This is a genomic window from Aquimonas sp., assembly GCF_044377145.1.
Lineage (GTDB): Bacteria > Pseudomonadota > Gammaproteobacteria > Xanthomonadales > Xanthomonadaceae > Aquimonas.
In genome coordinates this window covers 1-20,466 of record NZ_JBILJQ010000039.1, presented here as the reverse complement: position 1 = coordinate 20,466, position 20,466 = coordinate 1, and the positions used below count along the sequence as shown (strand labels likewise).

The following is a 20,466-nucleotide window of genomic DNA, read 5'->3' as shown; positions in this document are numbered from 1 at the left end:
CTCAAGCCTCGCTCGCAGGGTGGGGAACGCGGAACAGAAGCGCATAGAGCGCCGGGATCAGGCCGAGGGTGATCAGCGTGCCGAGTGCCAGCCCGCCCATCATCACCACGGCCAGGCTTTCCCACACCGCGCCGCCAAACAGCCACAGCGGCAGCAGGCCGAGGATGCAGACGAGCTTGGTCATCACGATCGGACGCAGGCGCTTCGAGGCGGCATCCTCGATCGCCTGCGCGTCGTCCACGCCTGCGGCGCGCGCCTCGTCGATGGCATCGATCAGCAGGATGGCGTTGTTGACGATGATGCCGGCCAGGGCGAGCAGGCCCAGGGTGCCCACGAAGGTCAGGGTGGTGCCGGAGAGCTCCAGGGCGAGCGCCGCACCGATGCTGACGAAGGGGATGCTCGCCATCACGATCAGGCTCTTGCGCAGGCTTTCGAACTGCCAGACGAAGAGCAGGAACATGCCGATCAGACAGGCCGGCAGCAGTGCGCCGATCGCCGCGTTGGCCTCGTTGTTCTCCTCGATCTCGCCGCCCAGTGCGACCTCGATGCCGTCGCGCTTGAGCTCGGCCAGTGTGGTCTCGACCGCGGCTGCCACGTCCAGGGCGGTCATGCGCGCGTGCTTGGCGCTGACGGTCACCACGACCTGCTGGTTGTAGCGATGGATCACCGAGGGCTGCACGTCCAGCGCGATCTCCGCCACCGCGCCCAGGGGCACACTGCCTGCGCCGTCGGCGGTGGGCATCGGCAGTGCCGCCAGCGCGGCCACGTCCTGGCGCAAAGCCGGGTTGCCGCGCAGCACGATCGGCAGCACCGTATCGCCGTCGCGCAGCTGTGCGATCGGCGTGCCGGCCAGGAACAGTTCGAGCGTCCTCGACACGCTCTCGCTGCTCAGCCCGGCGCGGGCGGCGCGGTCCTGGTCGATCTCGACGCGCACCTTCGGAATCGGATGCTCACCGTCGCTGCGGACGTCGACCATGCCCGGCACCGCGCGCAGCGCATCCAGCAGACGCTCCGCCGCCGCGTGTGCGCTCAGGTCGGCGTGGCCGGCAATGCGGAACACCGCCAGGCCCGACTCCGAGGAGCCCATCGAGAAGCGCTTGGGCTCGAAGCGCAGGCTGGGAAACGCCGTATCCAGACGGTCGCGAAGCGCCGTCGCGGCCTGCTCGTGGGTCACACCGTCGGCCAGGGTGATCACCGCATAGGCGCGATGTGCCGCAGGGGTCGGCGGGTTCAGAGCGAGGATGAAGCGCGGGCCACCGTCGCCCATGTACAGCGCATGGCTGGCCACCTCGGGAAAGCGCTCGCGGTCGCTCAGTGCTGCGCTCACGGCACGGCTCACGCGCAGTGTCTCGACGGTGCTCGCCTCGGGCCCCAGCTCGATGCCCATCTGCAGCTGGCGCCGCTCCGAGGCGGGCATAAGTTCAGACGGCACCGTGGTGAACAGCGCAGCCGCGCCAACCAGCAGCAGCACCATCGCGCCGATGTAGAGCCGACGATGGGCCAGCACCCAGCGGACCTTGCCGCGATACCAGCCGGTCAGACGCTCCACCGCCGCGGCGGCGCGGCTGAGCTCGGCGTGATGCACGGCGAAGCGCTGACACAGCAGCGGCGTCACCGTCACCGCGAGCGCGAGCGACAGCAGCAGCGCGATCGCCATCACGATGCCCATGCTGCGCAGGTACTCGCCGGTCTCGGTGCTGCTCAACACCAGCGGCAGGAAGGTCAGGATGATCGCCAGCGACGACACCAGCAGCGGCACGAACATGGTGCGGCCGGCTTCGGCGGCGGCGTGCGCGCGATCCTCGCCCAGGCTGAGGCGGCGCTCCATGTCCTCCGCCACCACGATGGCGTTATCGACGAACAGCCCGAGGGCGATGATGATCGCGCCGATCGAGATGATGTGCAGTTCGATGCCCAGCAGGCGCATGACCACCAGGCTTCCCAGCACCGTGGTCGGCACGATCGCGCCGACAATCAGGCCGGTGCGCAGCCCGAGAAACAGCACCACCACGCCCATCACGATCAGCGTGGTTTCAACGAAGACCTGCCCGACGCGACCGAGCTGGGTTTTCACGATGGCGGCCTGATCGGTGATCGGCACGAGATCGAGGCCGGCAGGCAGAGTGGCCTTGAGGTTCTCCAGCGTGCCGCGCAGTGCCGCGGCGAACGAGATCACGTTGCGACCCGGGTCCATCGACACCGCAAGCACCACGGCTTCGCGGCCGTCGACGAAAGCCGCGGTCAGCGGCGGGTCCATGGGCTCGCGCGACAGGCTGGCGAGCGCATCCAGACGCAGGTATCCGCCCTTGGGCAGGGCGACGGGCGTCGCGCCGAGGGCAGCCAGCTCGTCGGTGTCGCCGCTGACGGTTAGGGTGAGCTCGGTGCCGTCGACTTCAAGATGACCGGACGGCAGCATCACATTGCGTTCGGCGACGGCACGCGCCAGCGCGGTCGGTGCAAGCCCATGCGCCAGCAGGGTGGCGGGCTCGATGCGCACGGTCACCTGCTCGTCCTGGACCCCGTGCAGGGTCACGCGCTCGACGCCAGGCACGCGCTGGATCTGATCGCGCAGGTTGCGCGCAACCGCGCGCAGCTCGCCCGGGGCGTAGCCCTCGCCAGCGAGCCCCAGGGTCAGCACCGCAACGCGGCCGAACTCATCGTCGACCAGCGGCCCGAGCGTGCCCGCGGGCAGACCCGGCTGGACATCGTTCATCTTCGAACGCAGTCGCTGCCAGACGTCCGGCATCGACGCGGGCGGCACCGTCGGGTGCAGATCCACGTAGGTGAACGCGAAGCTCGGGCGCACCGTGGTGCGCACGCGCCGCACCTCCGGCATGGACAGGATCGCCTCTTCGATCGGGCTGGCGATGAGGTCCTCGACGCGTTCGGCAGAGGCGCCAGGCACGAGGCTGAGCACGGTCGCCGTGCGGATGGTGACCTGGGGTTCCTCGGTGGAGGGATAGTCCAGCGCAAGCCACACGCCGGCGAGCAGAAGGGCCAGCGTGAGCAGCACGGTGGAACGCGGGCGACGCAGCGCGGTTTCGGAGAGGCTGGACATGGACGCAGGCCTCAGCGCAGGGATTCAACAGCGACGACACGATCGCCGTCACGCAGCGCGGAAGCGCCGGCAATGACTACGCGCTCGCCCACCTGCAGCCCTTCGCGGATCGCGATCATCGGGCCGCGGGCTGCGCCGAGGCTGACCGGCACGCTCGACACCTCGCCGGTGTCCGCGCTCAGCCTGAGTACGAAAGGCGTGCCCGCGGGCGCCTGCCGCTGCACGGCGCGCAGAGGCACATACACGTCGCCCGCCGAGGCCTGTGGATGCAGGGTCCACAGTTCGCCGACGCGGGCGGCGTCGGGCATCGCCAGCACTGCGCGACGCGTCGCTGCGGCCTCCAGACGCTGGTTGAGCTGCACCACCCTGCCCTCGGCCGCCCCATCGGGGCCCGTCAGACGCACGGCATCGCCCAGCGCAAGCGCGATCGACAGCGGCAGATCGAGCACAAGCTCGCGGCCGTGGCCGTCGATCTCGATCGCGGGCATGCCCTCTGCCAAGGCCTGGCCGGGCTCGACGTGACGCACGGCAACCACGCCATCGATAGGTGAGCGCAGCTGCGACTGCGCCTGCCGCCAGCGCGCTTCCGCCAGCGCCGCACGGGCGGACGCGACCTGCGCCGCGGCCGCCTCGGCCGACGCCGTGAGCGCGCCGAATTCCGTCGGGCTGGCGGCCCCTGAGGCCGATGCCGCCTTGGCCCGCTCCAGGCGCTGGGTCGAATCCAGCGCCAGCGCGGAGGCCTGCGCCAGCGCAGCCTCGGCGGCGAGCACGGCCGCCTGCACCGCCGTGGTGTCGAGGCTCAGCAGCGCCTGCCCGCGCTCGACGCGATCACCCAGGTCCACGTGAACGCGTAGCACACGTCCGGGCACAGTGACCGCCAGCGCCGCGCGCTGCCGGGCACGCACCAGACCGGTGAAGCCCGAGCCCTCGCTCGCGGCCGGTTCCGCCACCGCCACCAGGGCAGGACGTGGCGCCGGCGGCGCCGGCTCCACCTCGCTGGAGCAGCCCACCAAGCCGCTGGCGGCGATGAGCAGGGGAAGCAACAGGGCCCGCGATGCGCGCCGACGGATAGCCATGGAACACCTCGATGATGGCTGTGAGCAGGGGGACAACGGGACCGCACTCTAGGTAGGCGGGGCCGCCGTTACGGGACAGAAACGGCCGTTGGCGGGACCTGTCCGGACAGGCGCTCGCGCAGCCGCCGGAAGTCCGGGTCCGCCTCCAGCACGGTGAGGCCGGCGCGCCGCAGCAGCGCCACCTCGCCCGCGGGCAAGGTGAAGCGTGTGGCCATGCGCGGTGCAGCCTCGCGCAGCCAGGATGTGTGCGGGCTGCGCCTCCGCCCCAGCTGTGCCTGGGCCTGCAGCGGGTGCGTCAAACCTGCACCGAGGGCTCGCACACGCGCGGATCGGCGCCGCACACCACCAGCCGCAGAGGCGATGGACGAATGCGGCAGCAAAGGGCACGGCTGAGCAGAGACGCTGGGGGTCGGGCCAGGACAGGCTCCCGTCGCGTGTCTGGTGTCAGCAGGACTGCAGAGGACAACCACGGGACACTTGCGGCCAGGACTGCACCCCGAAGGTCCCACGCGCCTGCGTCGGCCGTAGACTCCGAGCGCCCCACCAGCGACCGGCATCCCGCCATGCGACCACGCGTCCCTCCCGCTGACTCGACTGACACCCTCCCCCTTCCGCTCACTCGAGCGGACGTGGTTCCCCTGGTGGTGAGGGCGCTGCTGTCCCTTGTCGAAGAGCGAGGGCTGAGCCCGGACCGCCTCTGCATGGGGCTCGGCTTCACCTACGCCGACCTCGTCCACGGACGCGCCGCGCTGTCGATGGCGCAGATCCGGCAGGTGCTGACACGTGCGCGACAGCAGCTGCCGGAGCCGGGCCTGGCCATCGCCTGTGGCGCGCGCCAGACCCCGGCCTCATGGGGACTGCTGGGGCTTGCGCTCTACACCTGCGAAACCTTCAGCGAAGTCATCGAGTTCGGCATGAGCCATCAGGACGGCTTGGGCTCGCTGGTCGACCACGGCTTCGAAATCGTGGGCTCGGAAGTGCACCTCGAGTGCTATCCGCGGCGCTTCGATCCGCAGGTCGAAGCTTTCATCGTCGAGGAGGATTTCGCCAGCATCGTCGCCATCACGCGCGCGCTGCTGGGCGATGCCTTCCGGCCCCTGCGGGTCGAGTTCGCCTTCGACTGCGAGGCCCCCTCGCCGCTCTATGCGCGGCACTTCCGTTGCCCGGTGCGCTTTGGCGCCATCGCCCATCGCCTCACCTTCGACAGCCACTGGCTCGGCACGCGCCTGCCCAGCTTCGATCGGATCGGTTCGTTCCAGCTGCGCACCCAGCTGGAGAATCTGGTGGCCCTGCCCAGCGCCCGACACGATCTCGTGGAAACCCTCTCCGCCGTGGCCCAGCGCGACGGCGAGAGGCTGCGCCAGCGCGAACTCGCCACCCGCATCAACCTCAGCGAACGCACGCTGCGCCGGCGCCTGGGCAAGCTCGACACCAGCTTCCGCACCGTCTCGGACGCAGCCCGCTACGCCAAGGCGAAAGAGCTGCTCGCCCGCCCCGGCACCACCATCGCCGAAGTGGCGCAGGCGGTCGGCTACTCCGATGCGCGCGCGTTCCGACGCGCGTTCAAGCGCTGGTCGGGCGAGCTGCCCGTCGGATTCAGGGAGCGTGCCCTGGACTCTCCGGATTCCAACACGCGCTGAGCATCCGCATTGCGTTGCTTTCTCCGGATGAAGCGGGACCTTGTTCTGTCCACGGGCAGGCTTGCAGTGGTTTCGGTCGCCACGTGCACCACTGTTGGAGAACCGCGGCGGCCCCCTCGGCGCTCGTGCTGAAGCACGGTTGCTTGCCCTGCTTCGTCGTGCATCGCTTCGCTCGCTCATGTTCAAGCTCTTGGAGACGAACTCGCAGCTGCCGTTCGTGCGTGGGCTCGGGACATGAACAGTGGTCGCGTCCGCGGGCATACCGGCTCACTTCTGCACCAACCGCACCGCACTATCGGCCCAGGTTGACTTTCTCCGCAGCCATCGACGCCCGCACGCCCTCTTCAAGGCGAGGACGGAACGTTGTGAATAGCCAGCCAGAATTACATCCACGATGAAACAATCCCGCGGGGCGCCACATCGATCGGGTCTCGTTCGGCACCCGCTGGATCGGAGTCCGTTTTCAGCGCCTGCATCCTGCCAGCCAGACCGCAGGCCAAGCCGTGCTGACGTGGCGATCAGTCCTCGGCGTCGTACTGCAAGCGCGTCGAGGAAGCGCGGGCGCTCCCGGGTGTCGGCAAGTCGAACAAGGCGTAGAGGGAGAATCCCGCCTGGCGCGCGGTCTCCATCAGCAGATCGCGGACCCGTTTGCGGTCCTGATAGATGAGATATTCGCGACGCTGTCGAACGGCCAGCTCCAGCGTTTCGAGCTGCTTGATTGAAAGGCCTTCCAGCTTCATGTGCTCCATGGAACCTCGGGGTGTTCGGTTGAGTCATCTGGGTGAACTGAGCACGGCGATGAACCTCGTGCTTGCCCACCGCTCAGAAAGCGGTGTCCAGTCGGCACGACTGCCGCTTGCGGCGTGGGCCCGCCCCCACTCCTCGCCTCGGCGGGGTGGTCAGCAGGTCCGCCAGACTGAAGAAGGTCGCAACAGGCTTCCGGCATCCCGCAGGTCATCAAGGCTTCCCTGCCGGGGCGCTGTCCGCAGGCAGCGGGTCGAGATCTGCGATGCAAACATCAGACCACCGGTTCCGCGCCGACCAATCAAGGCGCCGGACGATTCCGGTCCGAGGGCAGACCGTGCCGAGGTGCTTGGCAGCCGATCTCACGGCCACCGACCTCACCCATTCATTTCGCGAAGCCGCGGAAGGTCGTCGGGCCCGCGCCCGGTGACAGATGGCTACGGCCGGATTCAGCGCGGTGGCACCGGCGACGCACAGCGCGGCACCGCCGCCACCGTGTCGTGCTGTACGGCTACCATTCAAGCTCCTCCCCCGCTCGATCAAGCCATGGCTCGCCCTTCGTCCGCTGCTGCACACGCCCCGGTTCAACGTCCACCCGCCGAAGTGCAGCACGCCGACGAGCTGGCCGAGCTCGCCGCCACCGATCGCGATCCGAAGCCGCCCGGCTGGGCACTCAGCCTGCACGCGGTGCGACGCTTTATTGTCGGTGATCAGGCGCAAGGCCGACCGGCGAAACTGATGGTGCCGATGAGCCTGGTCGACCGCTGCATGGTGACGCTCGCCAGCGGACGCGGCCTGCTGCTGGTGGGTGAGCCCGGCACCGCCAAGTCCCTGCTCAGCGAGCTGCTGGCGGCGGCAGTGTCCGGCACCAGCCTGCTGACCGTTCAGGGCGGCGCGGCCACCGGCGAGGACCAGATCAAGTACGGCTGGAACTACGCCCTGCTGCTCAACGAAGGCCCGAGCCCGCGCGCTCTGGTGCCGGGCCCGATCCTGACCGCGATGCGCGAAGGCAAGCTGGCCCGCTTCGAGGAGATCACCCGCTGCCCGGCCGAGGTGCAGGACAGCCTGCTGTCGATCCTGTCCGAGCGCCTGCTGATGATCGCCGAGCTCAGCGGCGCCGAGGGCGCGGTGCATGCGCGGCCCGGGTTCAACCTGATCGCCACCGCCAACACCCGCGATCGCGGCGTCAACGAGATGAGCGCCGCGCTGAAGCGCCGGTTCGCATTCGAGACCGTATTCCCGATCGCCCGACTGGAAGACGAGCTGGCCCTGGTCAAACGCGAATCCGCGCGGCTGCTGAAACAGTCCGGGGTTGAACTGAGCCCGCCGGATGAGGTGATCGAAGTGCTGGTGACCAGCTTCCGCGAGCTGCGTCAGGGGCTCGACGGCGAAGGCGGCGGCATGGAGAAACTCTCCAGCGTGCTGTCCACGGCCGAGGCGGTCAGCGTGGCCCACGCGATCGGCCTGCGCGGCTATTACCTGCGCGGCGACAGCGGCCAGCCCGGCGACATCGTCGAGGCCCTGGTCAGCACCGCGGTCAAGGACAACCCCGAGGATCTGAAAAAGCTGCGGCGCTATCTGGAACAGCGGGTCGGCAAGCGCAAGGGTGCGGCCTGGCGGGAGTTCTACGAGGCGCGTCACCGCCTGCCCTCGGCATGAGTGCACAGATCGAAGTGATCGGCGTGCGCCATCACAGTCCGGCCTGCGCGGGGCTGGTGCGCGCGCGCATGCAGGCGCTGCGGCCCGACTGTGTGCTGATCGAAGGCCCCAGCGATTTCAACCCGCGCATCGCCGAGCTGCAGAACCCGGCGCACCGGGCGCCGATCGCGATCTTCAGCTACTGCGGCAGTGCCACCCACACCCAGCACGTATTCGTGCCGTTCGCCGAGTGCTCGCCGGAATGGGTCGCCCTGCAGGAGGCCGCGGCGCTCGGCGCGATCACCCGACTCATCGACCTGCCGTACTGGCATCCCGGCTCGCGCGGTCAGGCCGAGCTGCAGGGCGAGGCCCTGGCCCGCGCTCGCCAGCACACGCGCGAACTGGCGCTGGCGCAGCGCTTCGGCATGGACGGCGTCGACGCGCTGTGGGATCACCTGTTCGAACAGGCCATGCCGACCGACGAGCTGCAGGTGCGGCTGGCGACCTATTTCGACGAGCTGCGCACGGATGAGCCCGGCGACAGCAGCGACTTCGCGCGCGAGGCCTACATGGCGCGTTGGATCGCGCATGCCGCAGCGAGCGCACAGCGCGTGCTGGTGGTCTGCGGCGGCTGGCATCGACGGCCGCTGCTGCAGGCACTGGCCGCCGTGGCTGATGTCAGTGAGGCCGAACTTGAACTGAGCGTGCCGACGAACATCGAGCGCTACGGCAATTTTCTGATTCCCTACAGCGAGCGCCAGCTCGAAGCCCTGTCTGGCTACGCCGCCGGAATGCAGTCTCCGGCCTACTACACGCGGCTGTTTCGCGACGGCGCGGTCGCTGCGGCCGAGTGGGCCATCAGCGCTGTGGTGCAGCGCTGGCGCGCGGCGCGGCAGCCGCTGTCCACCGCCGCCCTGATCGCCGCGCATGCGCGGATCGAACTGCTGGCGCGGCTGCGCGGACATCCGCAGCCGATGCGCATCGATGTGCTGGACGGCCTGCTGGATGCGATCAGCCAGGACGCGCTCAGCGCGCCGCCACCGTGGACCCAGCGCGGTGCATTGAGCATGCAGGACGACCCCGCCCTGCGTGAGGTACTGCTGGCGCTGACCGGCGAGGCCAAGGGCCAACTCGCGCCGGGCACGCCGCTGCCGCCGCTGCTGGCCGAAGTCGAGGCCCTGCTCGACGCGCAGCAGTTGAAGGGCACCCAGGCGCTGCAGCTGGATCGCCGCCTGCCCGCGCAGGACCTCCGCGCACAGACCCTGTGGCGGCTGCGGCTGCTGCGCATCCCCGGCTTCGACTATCAGGGCAGCAGCGCGCCCGGCGCCGCGCGCCAGCAGGGCGCTGACCAGCAGCCGCTGGAACAGTGGCAGCTGCAGGCCGTCGAAGCGCGCCACACCGCCCTGATTGAGGCCGGCGCGTACGGCCCGACCCTGGAAGCCGCCGCGCTGCGCTGCTTGAGCGAGCAGATCAGCGACAGCCGCAGCGTGGATGCGATCGCCGAGCTCTACGTCAACGCGGTGCGCGCCGGCTACCACGCCTTCGGCGCCGGCCTGCTGCCGGATCTGCAGAGCGCCCTGCACAGCTGCGGCGATCACGGTCTGCTCGGCCGCGCCGGCCTGCGTCTGCTGGCCCTGCATGCGGTCGGACTGGGTCAGACTGGCCACGGGCGTTTGCTGGAACCCGCCCTGCAGGCACTGCTGGCGCGACTGCTGTGGCTGCTGGAGGGGCTGTCGGGCCCGACCCAGCCGGCGCAGACCGGCGATGTCGATGCGCTCAATCTAATCGACCGCCTGTGCGCCGATGCGCACGACGACAGCTTCGATATCTCCAGTGCGCTGGCAGTGGTGACCCGCGTCGCCGCGCATCCGGAGGCACCGCCCTCACTACGCGGTGCCTGCTTTGCCGTGCTGTGGCGACAGGCCGAGCCCGCCACCGCCGAGCCGGCCCTGCTGGTGGCCGCGCGCGGCTTCGCCCACGGCGAGCAGCTCGGCGATTTCCTGTTCGGCCTGTTTGCGCTGGCGCGCAATGAATGCGCGCGCTCGCAGGCGCTGTTGGCTCTACTGGATGCCGCCATCGGCAGCATGAGCGATCACGAGTTCCTGCTGGCCGCGCCGGCGCTGCGCCAGGCGTTTCACTACTTCCCGCCGCGCGAACGCGCGCAGATCGCCGCCCATATCGGCCGCCTGCACGGCGGCGCTGCGGCCGGCAGCTCCGACTGGATGCGCCTGCCCTGCAGCCTGCACGACCTGCAGCGCAGCGCGCGCCTGCAGCAGGCGGTGGCGCAACTGCAGACGAGGTTCGGCCTGTGAGCGCGCAGCTGCAGCCGCTGGAGCGCTGGCGCCTGCTGCTCGGCGAGGCCGCGCACAACGAACTCTGCGGCAGCAGCGGCACGGGCGAAGGCGGCGGGCTGTCGGCCGAAACCCTGGCGATGGACCGCGCGCTGGAGTGGCTGTACGGCCGCGAAGGCGAAGGCCGCGACCTGCTGCAGCGCGAGCGCTCGGCCGACCTCGGCGCCAGCGCGCTGAGCATCCCCGACTGGATCAACCAGGTCCACACTTTGTTCCCGCGCGAAACCATCGAGCGGCTGGAGCGCGACGCGGTCGAGCACTACCGCATTACCGAACTGGTCACCCGTCCGGAGGTGCTGCAGCGGGTCCAGCCCAGCCAGGCTCTGCTCGAAGCTGTGCTGCACACCAAGCACCTGATGAATCCCGAAGTGCTGGCGATGGCGCGCGAGCTGGTCGCCAAGGTTGTTCAGCAGCTGATCGAAGCGCTGGCGATCGAGCTGCAGCAGGCCTTCAGCGGTGTGCGCAACCGGCGTCAGCACACCCGCCATGCCAGCGCGCGCAACTTCGATGCGGCCGCCACTCTGCGCGCGAATCTGAAGCACTACGATCCCGAGCGCCGACGTCTGGTGATCGAGCGCGCCCTGTTCAACAGCCGCAGCGCCCGCCACCTGGAGCGCTGGCAGATCATCCTGGTGGTCGACCAGAGCGGCAGCATGGTCTCCAGCGTGATCCACTCAGCCGTAACCGCCGCCTGCTTGAGCCGCCTGCCCGGCATCGACACCCATCTGCTGGCCTTCGACACTCAAGTGGTGAATCTCACCGACGAGCGCAGCGACCCGGTTGAGCTGCTGATGAAGGTCCAGCTCGGCGGCGGCACCGACATCCAGAAAGCGATGCGCTACGCCGCCGACCTGATCGAAGCGCCGCGTCGCGCGATCGTGGTGCTGATCAGTGACTTCTACGAGGGTGGGCCCGAGCATCGGCTGGTGCGCGTGGTCGCCGATCTGGTGGCCCAAGGCAGCCGCGTGCTGGGCCTGGCCGCGCTGGATCAGGACGCCACCCCGGCCTACGACCGCGCGATGGCGGCACGCTTGGTTGAGGTCGGCGCCGAGGTCGGCGCGATGACGCCGGGCCAGCTGGCCGGCTGGCTGGCCGAAGTGCTTAGGCGAAACGGATGAGCGCGCAGCGTAAGGATCTGGCCCAGCTGACCCCCGAGGCGCTGGCACAGCTGGCCAACCTCGGCCTGGTCAAACGTGCGCAGAAGGAGCTCGCAGGCGGCTACGTGCCGAGCATCCGCATCGAGGTCGACGGTCATCTGCACGCCGAGTTTCCCGACCAGGTGCGCACCGAGTTCGCCCCCGGCGCCGGCCTGAAGGACGCCCGCTGCAGCTGCGGCGCGCCGCTGTGTCGGCATCGGATCGCGGTGGTGCTGCAGCATGCAGCAACGGCCGCCGATGCGGATGCCGCAGAACTGCCGGCCGCAGCCGATTTCAGCAGCCTCGACCTCGCCCAGGTGCAGGCGCAGACCGCGGCCTCGCTGTGGCCTCGGGTCGAACGCGAGCTGCGCCAGGGCGTCCGCATCGAGCTGGAGCGCAGCCTCGCCTCGGACCAGCGCAGCCTGATTCACAGCGCACGCCTGCCGCAGGCCACTGTGCGCTTCTATGCCGGCGCCGACCTCGCCTTCGCGCGCTGCGACTGCACCGCGCAGAGCCGCTGCGAACACATCGCGCTCGGTGCGCTGGCGCTGGCCCAGGCCGGCCCAGTCGGCGATGCGCGGCGCGCAATCGAGCTCGGCGGCACGCCGCGTGCGCAGGCCGCGGAACTGTCGACTGCGCCCTATCTCCCGCTGCTGCGTCTGCTGCTGCAGGACGGTCTGGCCCATGGCGCCGCTGAGCGCGCCGAGACGGCAGCCGCGCTGAGCGCCGCGCTCGCCGCAAGCCGCGCGCTGGCCGCCACCTGGCTGACGCTCTGCCTGGAAGCACTGGAACTCTGGCTCGACGGCTACCGCCAGCGCAGCGCGCGCTTTGCGTTGAGCGAAGGCCTGCAGCTGCTGCGCGAACTCAGCCTGCGGATGAGCGCGGCCACTGCGACTACGGGTGAACTGTCGGCGCGCACGGTGCTCGGCATCGGCGAGGCGATGGAAAGCCCGCTGGACCGGCTGAGCCTGATCTCGCTCGGCCTGCGCGTTCAGGCCGATGGACCGCATCGACGCGCCACCCTGGCGGTGGTCGACTGCGATACCCAGACCCTGCTTAGCCTGCACAAGACCTGGCAGCGTCCCGCCGACAGCACGCACGGCGAACTGGCCCTGCTCGACCAGCAGCGCGTGGCCGGCTCGCTGCGCCTGGCGAGGTTGGCGGCCGGCACGCTGGTCACCACCACCGCGCGACGCCGCGCCAATGGCGAGCTCAAGCTGGGCCAGAGCTTCGCCGGCAAGGCCTCGATCGGCGCGCAGAATGGCGACTGGTCGCGCGTGCTGGCGCCACTGCGGATCGACTCACAGGCCGAGTACCTGCGCCAGCAGCAACTCGCCCCGCCGCAGGCACTGGCCGCGCGCACCGCGCTGCCGAACTTCCATGTGCTGCAGGTAGCAGAGGTGGCCGAGGTCGGCTTCGATCCGGGCCAGCAGTGCTTGCACGCGCTGCTCATCGACCCGAGTGGTGCCGCCTGGATTCTGCAGCGCGAACACGCTGCGGCCAATCCGGGTGCGCTCGATGCCATCGCCCGCGTGCTGCTTGCGCGGGCCAATTCGGCGACGAGTTCCGCGCCGCTCTATGTCGCCGGCACCGTGCAGCGCGAAGCCGGCAGCCTCTGCATCGAACCCTGGGCGCTCAGCGCCGGTGGCGTGGTGGTGCCGGATGCCAGCGCTGCCGATGGCGCTCTGGCCGGCGTGCGGCTGAGCGCCGCGGCACGCACAGCGAATGACCCGCTGGCGGCCTTTCTGCAGGCCCTGGACGACGCGCTGTGCGAGGCATTGCGCGATGGTCTGGCGCGCCGCAGCGGCCTGCTCGATCGGCTGGCCGACTTGATCGAACGCAGCCGCGAGCTCGGCCTGCATGCCAATGCGAATATCGCCGCCACCTCGGTCACCGCGCGGCTTGAAGCCCTGCGCGGGCACAGCGCACAGCTGCAGGGCGGCAGTCGCGAGGCCCTGCAGCCGGCAGTGGATGCGCTGCTGCAGCTGGCGTGCTGGTCGGCACTCGCCCAGCACGCGCTGGCCGCGCTCGACTTCGACGATGCGAATGCGGATGAACCAATGCCTGACGATGAACAGGCCACTGCTGATGAACACATGGGAGCCAACGATGCGTCGCTTTGAACTGGTTGAAGGCAAGTCCTCGAAATTCTGGGAAGTCGGGCGCGACGGCAGCACCTACACCGTGCGCTATGGCCGCATCGGCACCCAGGGCCAGTCGCTCGAAAAGACAGCAGCCAGTGACGCCCAGGCCGAGGTCGAGGTCAACAAACTGATCAAGGAGAAGACCGGCAAGGGCTATCAGGAGGTCGCCGCGGCAGGTGGCGGCGCGCCCGCGTCGGCCACCGTCAAACCGAGCCCGAAAGCCCCCGCGGCGCCAACGCCGAAGGCAGCCGGTGCAGACACCGTCAGCACTGAGGCCGAGCCTGCCGCAGTGACCGCAGCGAATGCTCCCGCTGCCGACGTGGTCGGCCACGCCCCGATCGCCAGCGCCGACGCGGCTGCAGCCGAACAATCCCCACCCGAACCCAGCGGGGCCTTCCGCTGGACATCGAGCTGGCGCAAGGCGCTGCCGGCACAGCGCGGCGAAGTGCTGAGCACCGAAGCACCCAGCCTCGAAGCCCTGCTGCTGCGTCTTGGGCGGATCGCCGCCACCAATCAGCAGCAGCTGCGCTGGGGGATCACCGGCCACGGCCTGGAGCCGGTGCTGAAGCGATTCCCTATCAACACGCTGTTCACCATCGGCAGCCTTGAGCTGGCTGAAACGGAGCGCTGGGAGGCCGCGCTGCAGCTGGGCTGTGTGATCAGCGATGATCAGAACGTGCCCGCCCTGCCGGGCGTGATCGAGCTGTGCATCCATCTGCACGGCATCGAGTTCGCGCTGCGGCGCTACTTCGCGGCGATCCCGCAGCTGAAGGGTGCGCAGAACTACTTCTGGCAGCTCAGCCGCGCGCCCGGCCTTGATGAGTTCAACGCGGCGCTCGCCGCCTGCAGCGAGGCCGACTACGCCCAGATCCGCGATGCGGTGCTGCAGTCCGAGCCCGCCAATGAACTCGAGCGCTTCGCCCGCGGCGCGGTCTTCGGCGCCGAACCTGCGCTGGTCGCCGATGCGCTGCGCGTCGCTGACTTCGCCAACACCCACAACTTCATCTCAGCCGCCCTGCTCAGCGGCGTGCGGCTCGACCTCGCGCAAGCGCAGCAACTGGTGCGCGCCGATGCCCTGCGCGACCACGTTGATCACGTGCGGCGGCTGGCGGTAAACCTGATCCGCAGCCACGGCGAAGCGGCGATCCCGCTGCTGGGCGAGCTGTACACCACCCAGCACAGTTCACCCACGCGCAGCCTGCTGGCCGACCTGCTGGCGGCCTGCAATCACAGCGCCGCGTTCACCGAGCTGCTGGCCCACATCGAGCACAAGGAAGCGCGCGGCGGCATCGACGAGTTCGCCAAAGCCTGGCCGTTTGCGGCCATGCGCGCGGCGGCGATCCGAATCGCCAGCAGCCGCGACAAGAGCCTCGAAGCCTGGCTTGGCCGCATGCTCGCCGCCCACCCTCAATGGCTGCCGGCCCTGCATCAGGGCCTGGAGGGCGCTGCGCTGGATGCGCTGCGGCGTCTCCAGGATCGGCTGGTCAACATCAGCGATGCGCCGCTGGAGTCCCTGCCGGCGGTGCTGCGCGATCCGCCCTGGCTGAAACCGCAGCCGAAGCTTGCACGCCCCAGCCTGCCCGATCGTTCACTGCCGGAACCCTGCATGCGCTGGCCGACGGGCCTGCGCGAGCAGTGGCTGAAGGACATACCCTCGCATGCAGCGGCCGACCCCGACTCGAACAAGCAGAAGGGCCGCCTCGCCCAGGTGCTGGAGTCGCTGTCGATACCGCCGGCGCTGCGGCCGGGCCTGGTCTCGGGCGCGATCACGGACCTTGGGCCGCACCTTGAGGAGATCGAGCGCTTCCGCGCCAGCCGACCGAGCTACTACCGCAGCCGGGCGATCTACCACCTCGGCAGCCTGGCGCCCAAGCATCGGCTGCTGCTGTGGAACAGCCTGCCCGGCTTCGATTCCTACAGCTGGGATGGTTCCGCCACCGCCGGCTCGCTGCTGGCCCACCACGAACTCGATGCCCTGCCCGGCCTGCTGACTTACCTCATCTCGCGGCTGGATGCAGCACTGCAGGCGGCGCTGCCGCTGGCCGCCGCTGCGGTCGCCAGCTACGCCGCGCTGGGTCTGGCCGGCAAACGTTCGCGCCCGCACGCCGCCGCCTGGCTGCGCGCGCACACCGAGCTTGCAACAACCGCCCTGCTGGCCCAGGTCGGCGCGGCCGGCGCCGGCAAGAAGCAGATCGAGCTGGCCGAACGCGGCCTGCGCTGGATGGCCGTGCACGCCGAGCGCGCACGCATGCAGATCGGCGCCGGCCACTTCGGTGCGGCCGGCGAAGACCTGCTGACGGCGGTGATCGCGATCGATCCGCTGGCGCTGCTGCCGCAGAAGCCACGCCCGCTGCCCACCTTCTTCCTGCCCGGCGGCTATGCGCGCCCGCGCCTGCACGATGGCAATGGGCTGCCGCTGCAGGTGCTGCCGGCGCTGGGCACGATGCTGCAGGTGTCCCTGCTGGATGAGCCCTATGCCGGGCTGGATGAGGTCAAGCAGGCCTGCAGCGCCGACTCGCTGGATGCTTTCGCCTGGGACCTGTTCCAGTCCTGGTACCAGAGCGGCGCACCCAGCAAAGACAACTGGGCGTTCACTGCCGTTGGCCTGCTCGGCGGCGACCAGTGCGTGCGCCTGCTGACCCCGCTGATCCGCGAATGGCCGGGCGAGGCGCAACACGCGCGCGCGGTCAGCGGGCTCGACATCCTGGCCGCGATCGGCAGCGATCTCGCCCTGATGAACTTGAACGCAATCGCCAACAAGGCCAAGTTCAAAGGCCTGCAGCAGCGTGCCACCGACCGCATCGAAGCGATCGCCGAAGCGCGCGGCCTGAGCCCGGAAGAACTGGCCGATCGGCTGGTGCCGGATCTCGATCTGGATGAGCACGGCACCCTGCTGCTGGATTTCGGCCCGCGCCAGTTCACCGTCGGCTTCGACGAGCAGCTGCGGCCGTTCGCACTCGATGCCAGTGGCGCGCGCCTGAAGGATCTGCCCAAGCCCGGCAAGAGCGATACCGCCGAACTCGCGCAGGCGGCCAGCGAGCGCTGGAAGCTGCTGAAGAAGGACGCCAAGTCGATCGCCAGCACCCAGCTGCAGCGGCTGGAACAGGCGATGTGCAGCGGCCGCAGTTTTCCGGCCGACGTGTTCCTGCAGTTCTTCGTGCAGCACCCGCTGCAGCGGCATCTGGCGCGGCGTCTGCTGTGGGGCGTGCGCGGCACCGATGGCGCGGTCAGCGCGTTCCGCGTGGCCGAGGATTCAAGCTTCGCCGATCGCAATGACGACGTCTTCGAGCTGCCAGCGGATGCGGTGATCTGCCTGCCGCACCTGCTTGAGCTCAGCGCGGAGGATCAGGCCGGCTTCGGCCAGGTGTTCAGCGACTACGAGATCCTGCAGCCCTTCCCGCAGCTCGGCCGCGAAGTTCTGCTGATGAGTGAGGGCGAGCTCGCCCAGAGCAGCTGCGAGCGCTTCAAGGGCAAGCGCATCGCCACCGGCAGTGCCTACGGCTTGCAGCACCGCGGCTGGCGCCACGGCGACGCACAGGATGCCGGCTGGGTCGGCTGGTTCACCAAGCAGCTGCCCGGCGGGCTGGAAGCACAGATCGAGCTCGACCCCGGCACCGTGGTCGGCGATATCCAGTACGAACCCAAGCAGACCCTGGGCGCACTCACCCTGCGCAGGTCCGGCAGCTGGGATGCCGCCGGCCTGCGTCCGTTCTCAAGCCTGAGCGCGGTCGCCCGCAGCGAGCTGCTGCGCGATCTGGATCGGCTGTCGCCGCTGCTGGAGTGATGGTGTTCCGAAAGATCGCCCGTCTGCTGCAGTAGATGACGCTCCTGCGTCGGCGTCGGGCAGGCTTGCGGCCTGCTCCGCGTCGGCAACGCAGTGGACGCTCGGTCGATCTGGCGCCACGGGCGAACATCCGCGTCGCGGAGGGCAGCAGATCGCCTGTCCGGGAAGCACGCCGACGCAGTTGGGCAAGCTCGCGCCAACGCCGACACGGACGAAAGCACAGCGCCATCGGGGCGATCACCGGGCTCGCTGTGTTGCGCGGATCAACGCCCGCGCGGCGGGCCGACAGCACCCCGAAACAGCGAGATTGCAGCCGCTCAGACAGCGAGTGGCCTCAACTCGGCATCGGCCGCCCACTGGCGTCTTCGATTTCGCCCAGCGCCTCCAGCACGCTGGTCGCGAACGCACCGGCGGGCAGGAAGAACTCGAGCTGCAGGGCATCATCGGCTTCGAACGACCAGGCCAGCTCACGCACCGGCAGCCGCAGCGCGCGCCGCTCCTGGCGCAGGTCAGCGGCTTCGAGGCCGGCGCAGAGATCGGCGAACTCGGCCGCGGTCGAGGCTTCAAGCGCCTGCAGCTCGGCCGCGCTGCGCAGGCTGCCGGCGCCCCACAGCGGGCCGGTCGGGTGCAGGTCGAGCAGGCGTGCGCGCTCGATCAGCGCCGGGGTGATCGGCTCCGGGCCGAACACGCTGTGGCTGCCGTCGAGCATGCACACCTCGCCTTCCGCCAGCTGCTCCCAGTCGCCACGTTTGACCCGCTCGGCCAGCACCGCGTTGAAGATCGCCGAACGCGCCGACGACAGCAGGATGCTGCGCTCCTCACGATCGACCCGACGGCCGCCGAACATGCTGCGCGCGGCATCAAGATTGCCGCCCTCACGGCCGAAGCGCTGTGCGCCGAAATAGTTCGGCACGCCGCGCGCGGCGATCTCGGCCAGACGCTGCTCGATCGCCGCGTGTTCACCCGCCAGCGCACGCAGCCGCAGGCGGAAACGATTGCCCTTCAACGCGCCGCGGGGGAGCTTGCGGTTGTGCCAGATCTGGGTGATGACCGTGGCCTCGGGGTCTTCAAACGGCGTCGCCGGGGCGATGCGCTTGGGCAGGTGCAGGCTGAACCACTGGCGGGTGATGGCGTGGCGATCCTTCAGGCCCGCGTAGCCCACGCCCATCGGCGCGATGCCGGCCCACTTGGCCAGCTGCTTGGCGATCCAGGCGGTATTGGCGCTGCGCTTTTCGATCTCGACAAACAGGTGCTCGCCGCTGCCGCTGCGCTCGAAGCCCAGCACCTCGTCGACGCGGAAATCCTCCGGCTCGCTGCGGATGCGTGCGCTCAGCACCGACGGGCCCAAAGCGCGCGGGCGGCTCAGGTCAGCGCTCATGCCGACACCTGCTGCAGCAGCACCACGGCCTGGGCGGCGATGCCTTCTTCGCGACCGGTGAAACCCAACTTCTCGCTGGTGGTGGCCTTGACGCTGACCGCGTCGATCGCGACGCCCAGATCAGCGGCAAGATTCGCGCGCATCGCATCGATGTGCGGCAGCAGCTTCGGCCGCTCGCAGACCACCACGCTGTCGATGTTCACCACCGCATAGCCGCGTGCGCCCAGCATCGCCATCACCGCACGCAGCAGGCCGCGGCTGTCGGCGCCCTTCCAGGCGTCGTCGCTGGGCGGGAAGTGCTTGCCGATATCGCCCAAGGCCAGCGCACCCAGCAGTGCATCGCAGAGCGCGTGGATCAGCACATCGCCATCGGAGTGGGCGACGATGCCGCGGCCGTGCGGAATGCGCACGCCGCCCAGGGTGACGAAGTCGCCCGGGCCGAAGGCGTGGACGTCGTAGCCGGTGCCGATGCGGAACATGGCGGGATCCTGGGTTGCGATGCGGGGCGCGGATGGTGGTGCAGGCCGGGGCTGGCTGCAAGCCTCGCGGGAACAGGGCACAGCTCAGAACAGACCGGGCTGCTCCGGCAACGGCGTCGACCGGGCTTTGCGCGGCGAAGCCGGCGGCGCGCGGCCGCGCTCGACCTTGAGCGGCGCCAGATGCAGCGAAAGCGCGAAGGCTTCGGCTTCCAGCACCGACAGATCCAGCCACTGCCGCGCCTCCGCATGTGACACCAACACCGGCATGCGGTCGTGCACCTCAGCCACTTGGCCCCGCGCCTCGGTGGTCAGAATGGTGAAGCTCTCGACCGCCTCATCGCCCCGCTGCCAGCGCTCCCACAGGCCAGCAAACAGCAGCGCGCCGCCAGCCGCGGGTTCGAACAAGTGCGGCACCTTGCCGCCCGTCTCGTCCCGCCATTCGTACCAGCCCGACGCCGGAACCAGGCAGCGGCGCGCACGAAACGCGCCGCGGAACACGGGCTTCTCGGCCACACTCTCGACCCGCGCATTGAAGGCCGAGAACGCGGTGCTCGGCGTCTCCGACCAGGCCGGCACCAAGCCCCAGCGCAGCCGCGCGGCGCGCAGCGCGCCTTCGGCATCCAGCCGCAGCACCCAGGCCAAACTGGTCGGCGCGATGTTGAGCTCGATGCCGGGCGACGCATCGCTCGCGAGCACCGGCAGCGGCGAGGCCGCCGCATGCACTTCGGCCCAGGTGGTGGCATTGGTGTAGCGACCGCACATGCGGGGTCCCGGCGGTGGGCGAGCGGCTAGGCTAGCGCGAAGGGCGATGAGAGATCGGCACCGGGTCGGGCGATGTGGGCTGTGCGCCGTAATCTGTCAGCTGTGATCCGTCAGCTGCAGGGTGTGGGCTGCGCTGCGCCGCGTGTGCTGTGTGCTGTGTGCTGTGTGCTGTGTGCTGTGTGCTGTGTGCTGTGTGCTGTGTGCTGTGTGCTGTGTGCTGTGTGCTGTGTGCTGTGTGCTGTGTGCTGTGTGCTGTGTGCTGTGTGCTGTGTGCTG

Annotated in this window: 13 protein-coding genes; 6 read left to right on the top strand and 7 right to left on the bottom strand. The window is 69.7% G+C overall.

Going from position 1 to position 20,466, the window contains the following annotated elements; translation table 11 throughout:
- Position 1: 1 nt before the first annotated feature.
- The 3 genes from ACIQ7H_RS12715 to ACIQ7H_RS12705 all read right to left on the bottom strand — a co-directional run bounded on the left by ACIQ7H_RS12715 (position 2) and on the right by ACIQ7H_RS12705 (position 4,349).
- Complete coding sequence (locus ACIQ7H_RS12715; protein ID WP_395792011.1) at positions 2–3,058, bottom strand: efflux RND transporter permease subunit; 3,057 nt, start codon at positions 3,056–3,058, stop codon at positions 2–4.
- Between the two features lie 11 nt (positions 3,059–3,069).
- Positions 3,070–4,134, bottom strand: a complete 1,065-nt coding sequence (locus ACIQ7H_RS12710) for an efflux RND transporter periplasmic adaptor subunit (RefSeq protein ID WP_395792009.1) — start codon at positions 4,132–4,134, stop codon at positions 3,070–3,072.
- Between the two features lie 68 nt (positions 4,135–4,202).
- A complete protein-coding gene (locus ACIQ7H_RS12705; RefSeq protein WP_395792007.1) occupies positions 4,203–4,349 on the bottom strand; it encodes a hypothetical protein in 147 nt (48 codons plus the stop codon).
- 414 nt (positions 4,350–4,763) lie between these two features.
- Between ACIQ7H_RS12705 and ACIQ7H_RS12700 the strand changes: the two genes are divergently transcribed.
- The gene (locus ACIQ7H_RS12700; protein ID WP_395792005.1) at positions 4,764–5,774 is read left to right on the top strand and encodes an AraC family transcriptional regulator ligand-binding domain-containing protein; all 1,011 of its coding nucleotides are present in this window, start codon (positions 4,764–4,766) and stop codon (positions 5,772–5,774) included.
- 518 nt (positions 5,775–6,292) lie between these two features.
- Here ACIQ7H_RS12700 and ACIQ7H_RS12695 read toward each other — a convergent pair.
- On the bottom strand, positions 6,293–6,514 hold the full coding sequence (locus ACIQ7H_RS12695) for a hypothetical protein (RefSeq protein ID WP_395792003.1): 222 nt from the start codon (positions 6,512–6,514) through the stop codon (positions 6,293–6,295).
- A gap of 550 nt (positions 6,515–7,064) precedes the next feature.
- On the opposite strand from ACIQ7H_RS12695, the gene ACIQ7H_RS12690 reads away from it, so the two are divergent.
- From ACIQ7H_RS12690 to ACIQ7H_RS12670, 5 genes are read left to right on the top strand one after another with little or no spacing between them, the layout of a single operon-like run.
- Complete coding sequence (locus tag ACIQ7H_RS12690; RefSeq protein WP_395792001.1) at positions 7,065–8,177, top strand: AAA family ATPase; 1,113 nt, start codon at positions 7,065–7,067, stop codon at positions 8,175–8,177.
- Positions 8,174–10,468, top strand: coding sequence for a DUF5682 family protein (locus ACIQ7H_RS12685; protein WP_395791999.1), 2,295 nt, complete (start codon positions 8,174–8,176; stop codon positions 10,466–10,468). The genes ACIQ7H_RS12690 and ACIQ7H_RS12685 overlap by 4 nt, the downstream gene beginning before the upstream one ends.
- The gene (locus ACIQ7H_RS12680; RefSeq protein ID WP_395791997.1) at positions 10,465–11,625 is read left to right on the top strand and encodes a VWA domain-containing protein; all 1,161 of its coding nucleotides are present in this window, start codon (positions 10,465–10,467) and stop codon (positions 11,623–11,625) included. Before ACIQ7H_RS12685 ends, ACIQ7H_RS12680 begins: the two co-directional genes overlap by 4 nt.
- Positions 11,622–13,766 (top strand): hypothetical protein, encoded by a 2,145-nt coding sequence (locus ACIQ7H_RS12675; RefSeq protein WP_395791995.1) that lies wholly within the window; start codon positions 11,622–11,624, stop codon positions 13,764–13,766. Before ACIQ7H_RS12680 ends, ACIQ7H_RS12675 begins: the two co-directional genes overlap by 4 nt.
- A complete protein-coding gene (locus ACIQ7H_RS12670; protein ID WP_395791993.1) occupies positions 13,753–17,571 on the top strand; it encodes a DUF4132 domain-containing protein in 3,819 nt (1,272 codons plus the stop codon). The genes ACIQ7H_RS12675 and ACIQ7H_RS12670 overlap by 14 nt, the downstream gene beginning before the upstream one ends.
- 334 nt (positions 17,572–17,905) lie before the next feature.
- Here the strand turns inward: ACIQ7H_RS12670 and truD are convergent, their stop codons facing one another.
- From truD to ACIQ7H_RS12655, 3 genes are all read right to left on the bottom strand, one after another.
- Positions 17,906–18,949 (bottom strand): tRNA pseudouridine(13) synthase TruD, encoded by a 1,044-nt coding sequence (truD, locus tag ACIQ7H_RS12665; RefSeq protein WP_395791991.1) that lies wholly within the window; start codon positions 18,947–18,949, stop codon positions 17,906–17,908.
- Positions 18,946–19,428 carry a 2-C-methyl-D-erythritol 2,4-cyclodiphosphate synthase gene (gene ispF / locus ACIQ7H_RS12660; protein ID WP_395791989.1) on the bottom strand — a complete coding sequence of 161 codons (483 nt, stop codon included), beginning with the start codon at positions 19,426–19,428 and terminating at the stop codon, positions 18,946–18,948. The genes truD and ispF overlap by 4 nt, the downstream gene beginning before the upstream one ends.
- 84 nt (positions 19,429–19,512) lie before the next feature.
- Positions 19,513–20,190: an SOS response-associated peptidase gene (locus ACIQ7H_RS12655; RefSeq protein ID WP_395791987.1), complete on the bottom strand. Its 678-nt coding sequence runs from the start codon at positions 20,188–20,190 to the stop codon at positions 19,513–19,515.
- Between the last annotated feature and the right edge of the window lie 276 nt (positions 20,191–20,466).

Bases quoted from the DNA above. Each gene is read 5' to 3' on its own strand.
- ACIQ7H_RS12675 (WP_395791995.1), top strand. From the start codon at position 11,622: ATGAGCGCGCAGCGTAAGGATCTGGCCCAGCTGACCCCCGAGGCGCTG.
- ACIQ7H_RS12705 (WP_395792007.1), bottom strand. From the start codon at position 4,349: ATGGCCACACGCTTCACCTTGCCCGCGGGCGAGGTGGCGCTGCTGCGG.
- ACIQ7H_RS12655 (WP_395791987.1), bottom strand. From the start codon at position 20,190: ATGTGCGGTCGCTACACCAATGCCACCACCTGGGCCGAAGTGCATGCG.
- ispF (WP_395791989.1), bottom strand. From the start codon at position 19,428: ATGTTCCGCATCGGCACCGGCTACGACGTCCACGCCTTCGGCCCGGGC.
- ACIQ7H_RS12685 (WP_395791999.1), top strand. From the start codon at position 8,174: ATGAGTGCACAGATCGAAGTGATCGGCGTGCGCCATCACAGTCCGGCC.
- ACIQ7H_RS12690 (WP_395792001.1), top strand. From the start codon at position 7,065: ATGGCTCGCCCTTCGTCCGCTGCTGCACACGCCCCGGTTCAACGTCCA.
- ACIQ7H_RS12670 (WP_395791993.1), top strand. From the start codon at position 13,753: ATGCGTCGCTTTGAACTGGTTGAAGGCAAGTCCTCGAAATTCTGGGAA.
- truD (WP_395791991.1), bottom strand. From the start codon at position 18,949: ATGAGCGCTGACCTGAGCCGCCCGCGCGCTTTGGGCCCGTCGGTGCTG.
- ACIQ7H_RS12710 (WP_395792009.1), bottom strand. From the start codon at position 4,134: ATGGCTATCCGTCGGCGCGCATCGCGGGCCCTGTTGCTTCCCCTGCTC.
- ACIQ7H_RS12715 (WP_395792011.1), bottom strand. From the start codon at position 3,058: ATGTCCAGCCTCTCCGAAACCGCGCTGCGTCGCCCGCGTTCCACCGTG.
- ACIQ7H_RS12695 (WP_395792003.1), bottom strand. From the start codon at position 6,514: ATGAAGCTGGAAGGCCTTTCAATCAAGCAGCTCGAAACGCTGGAGCTG.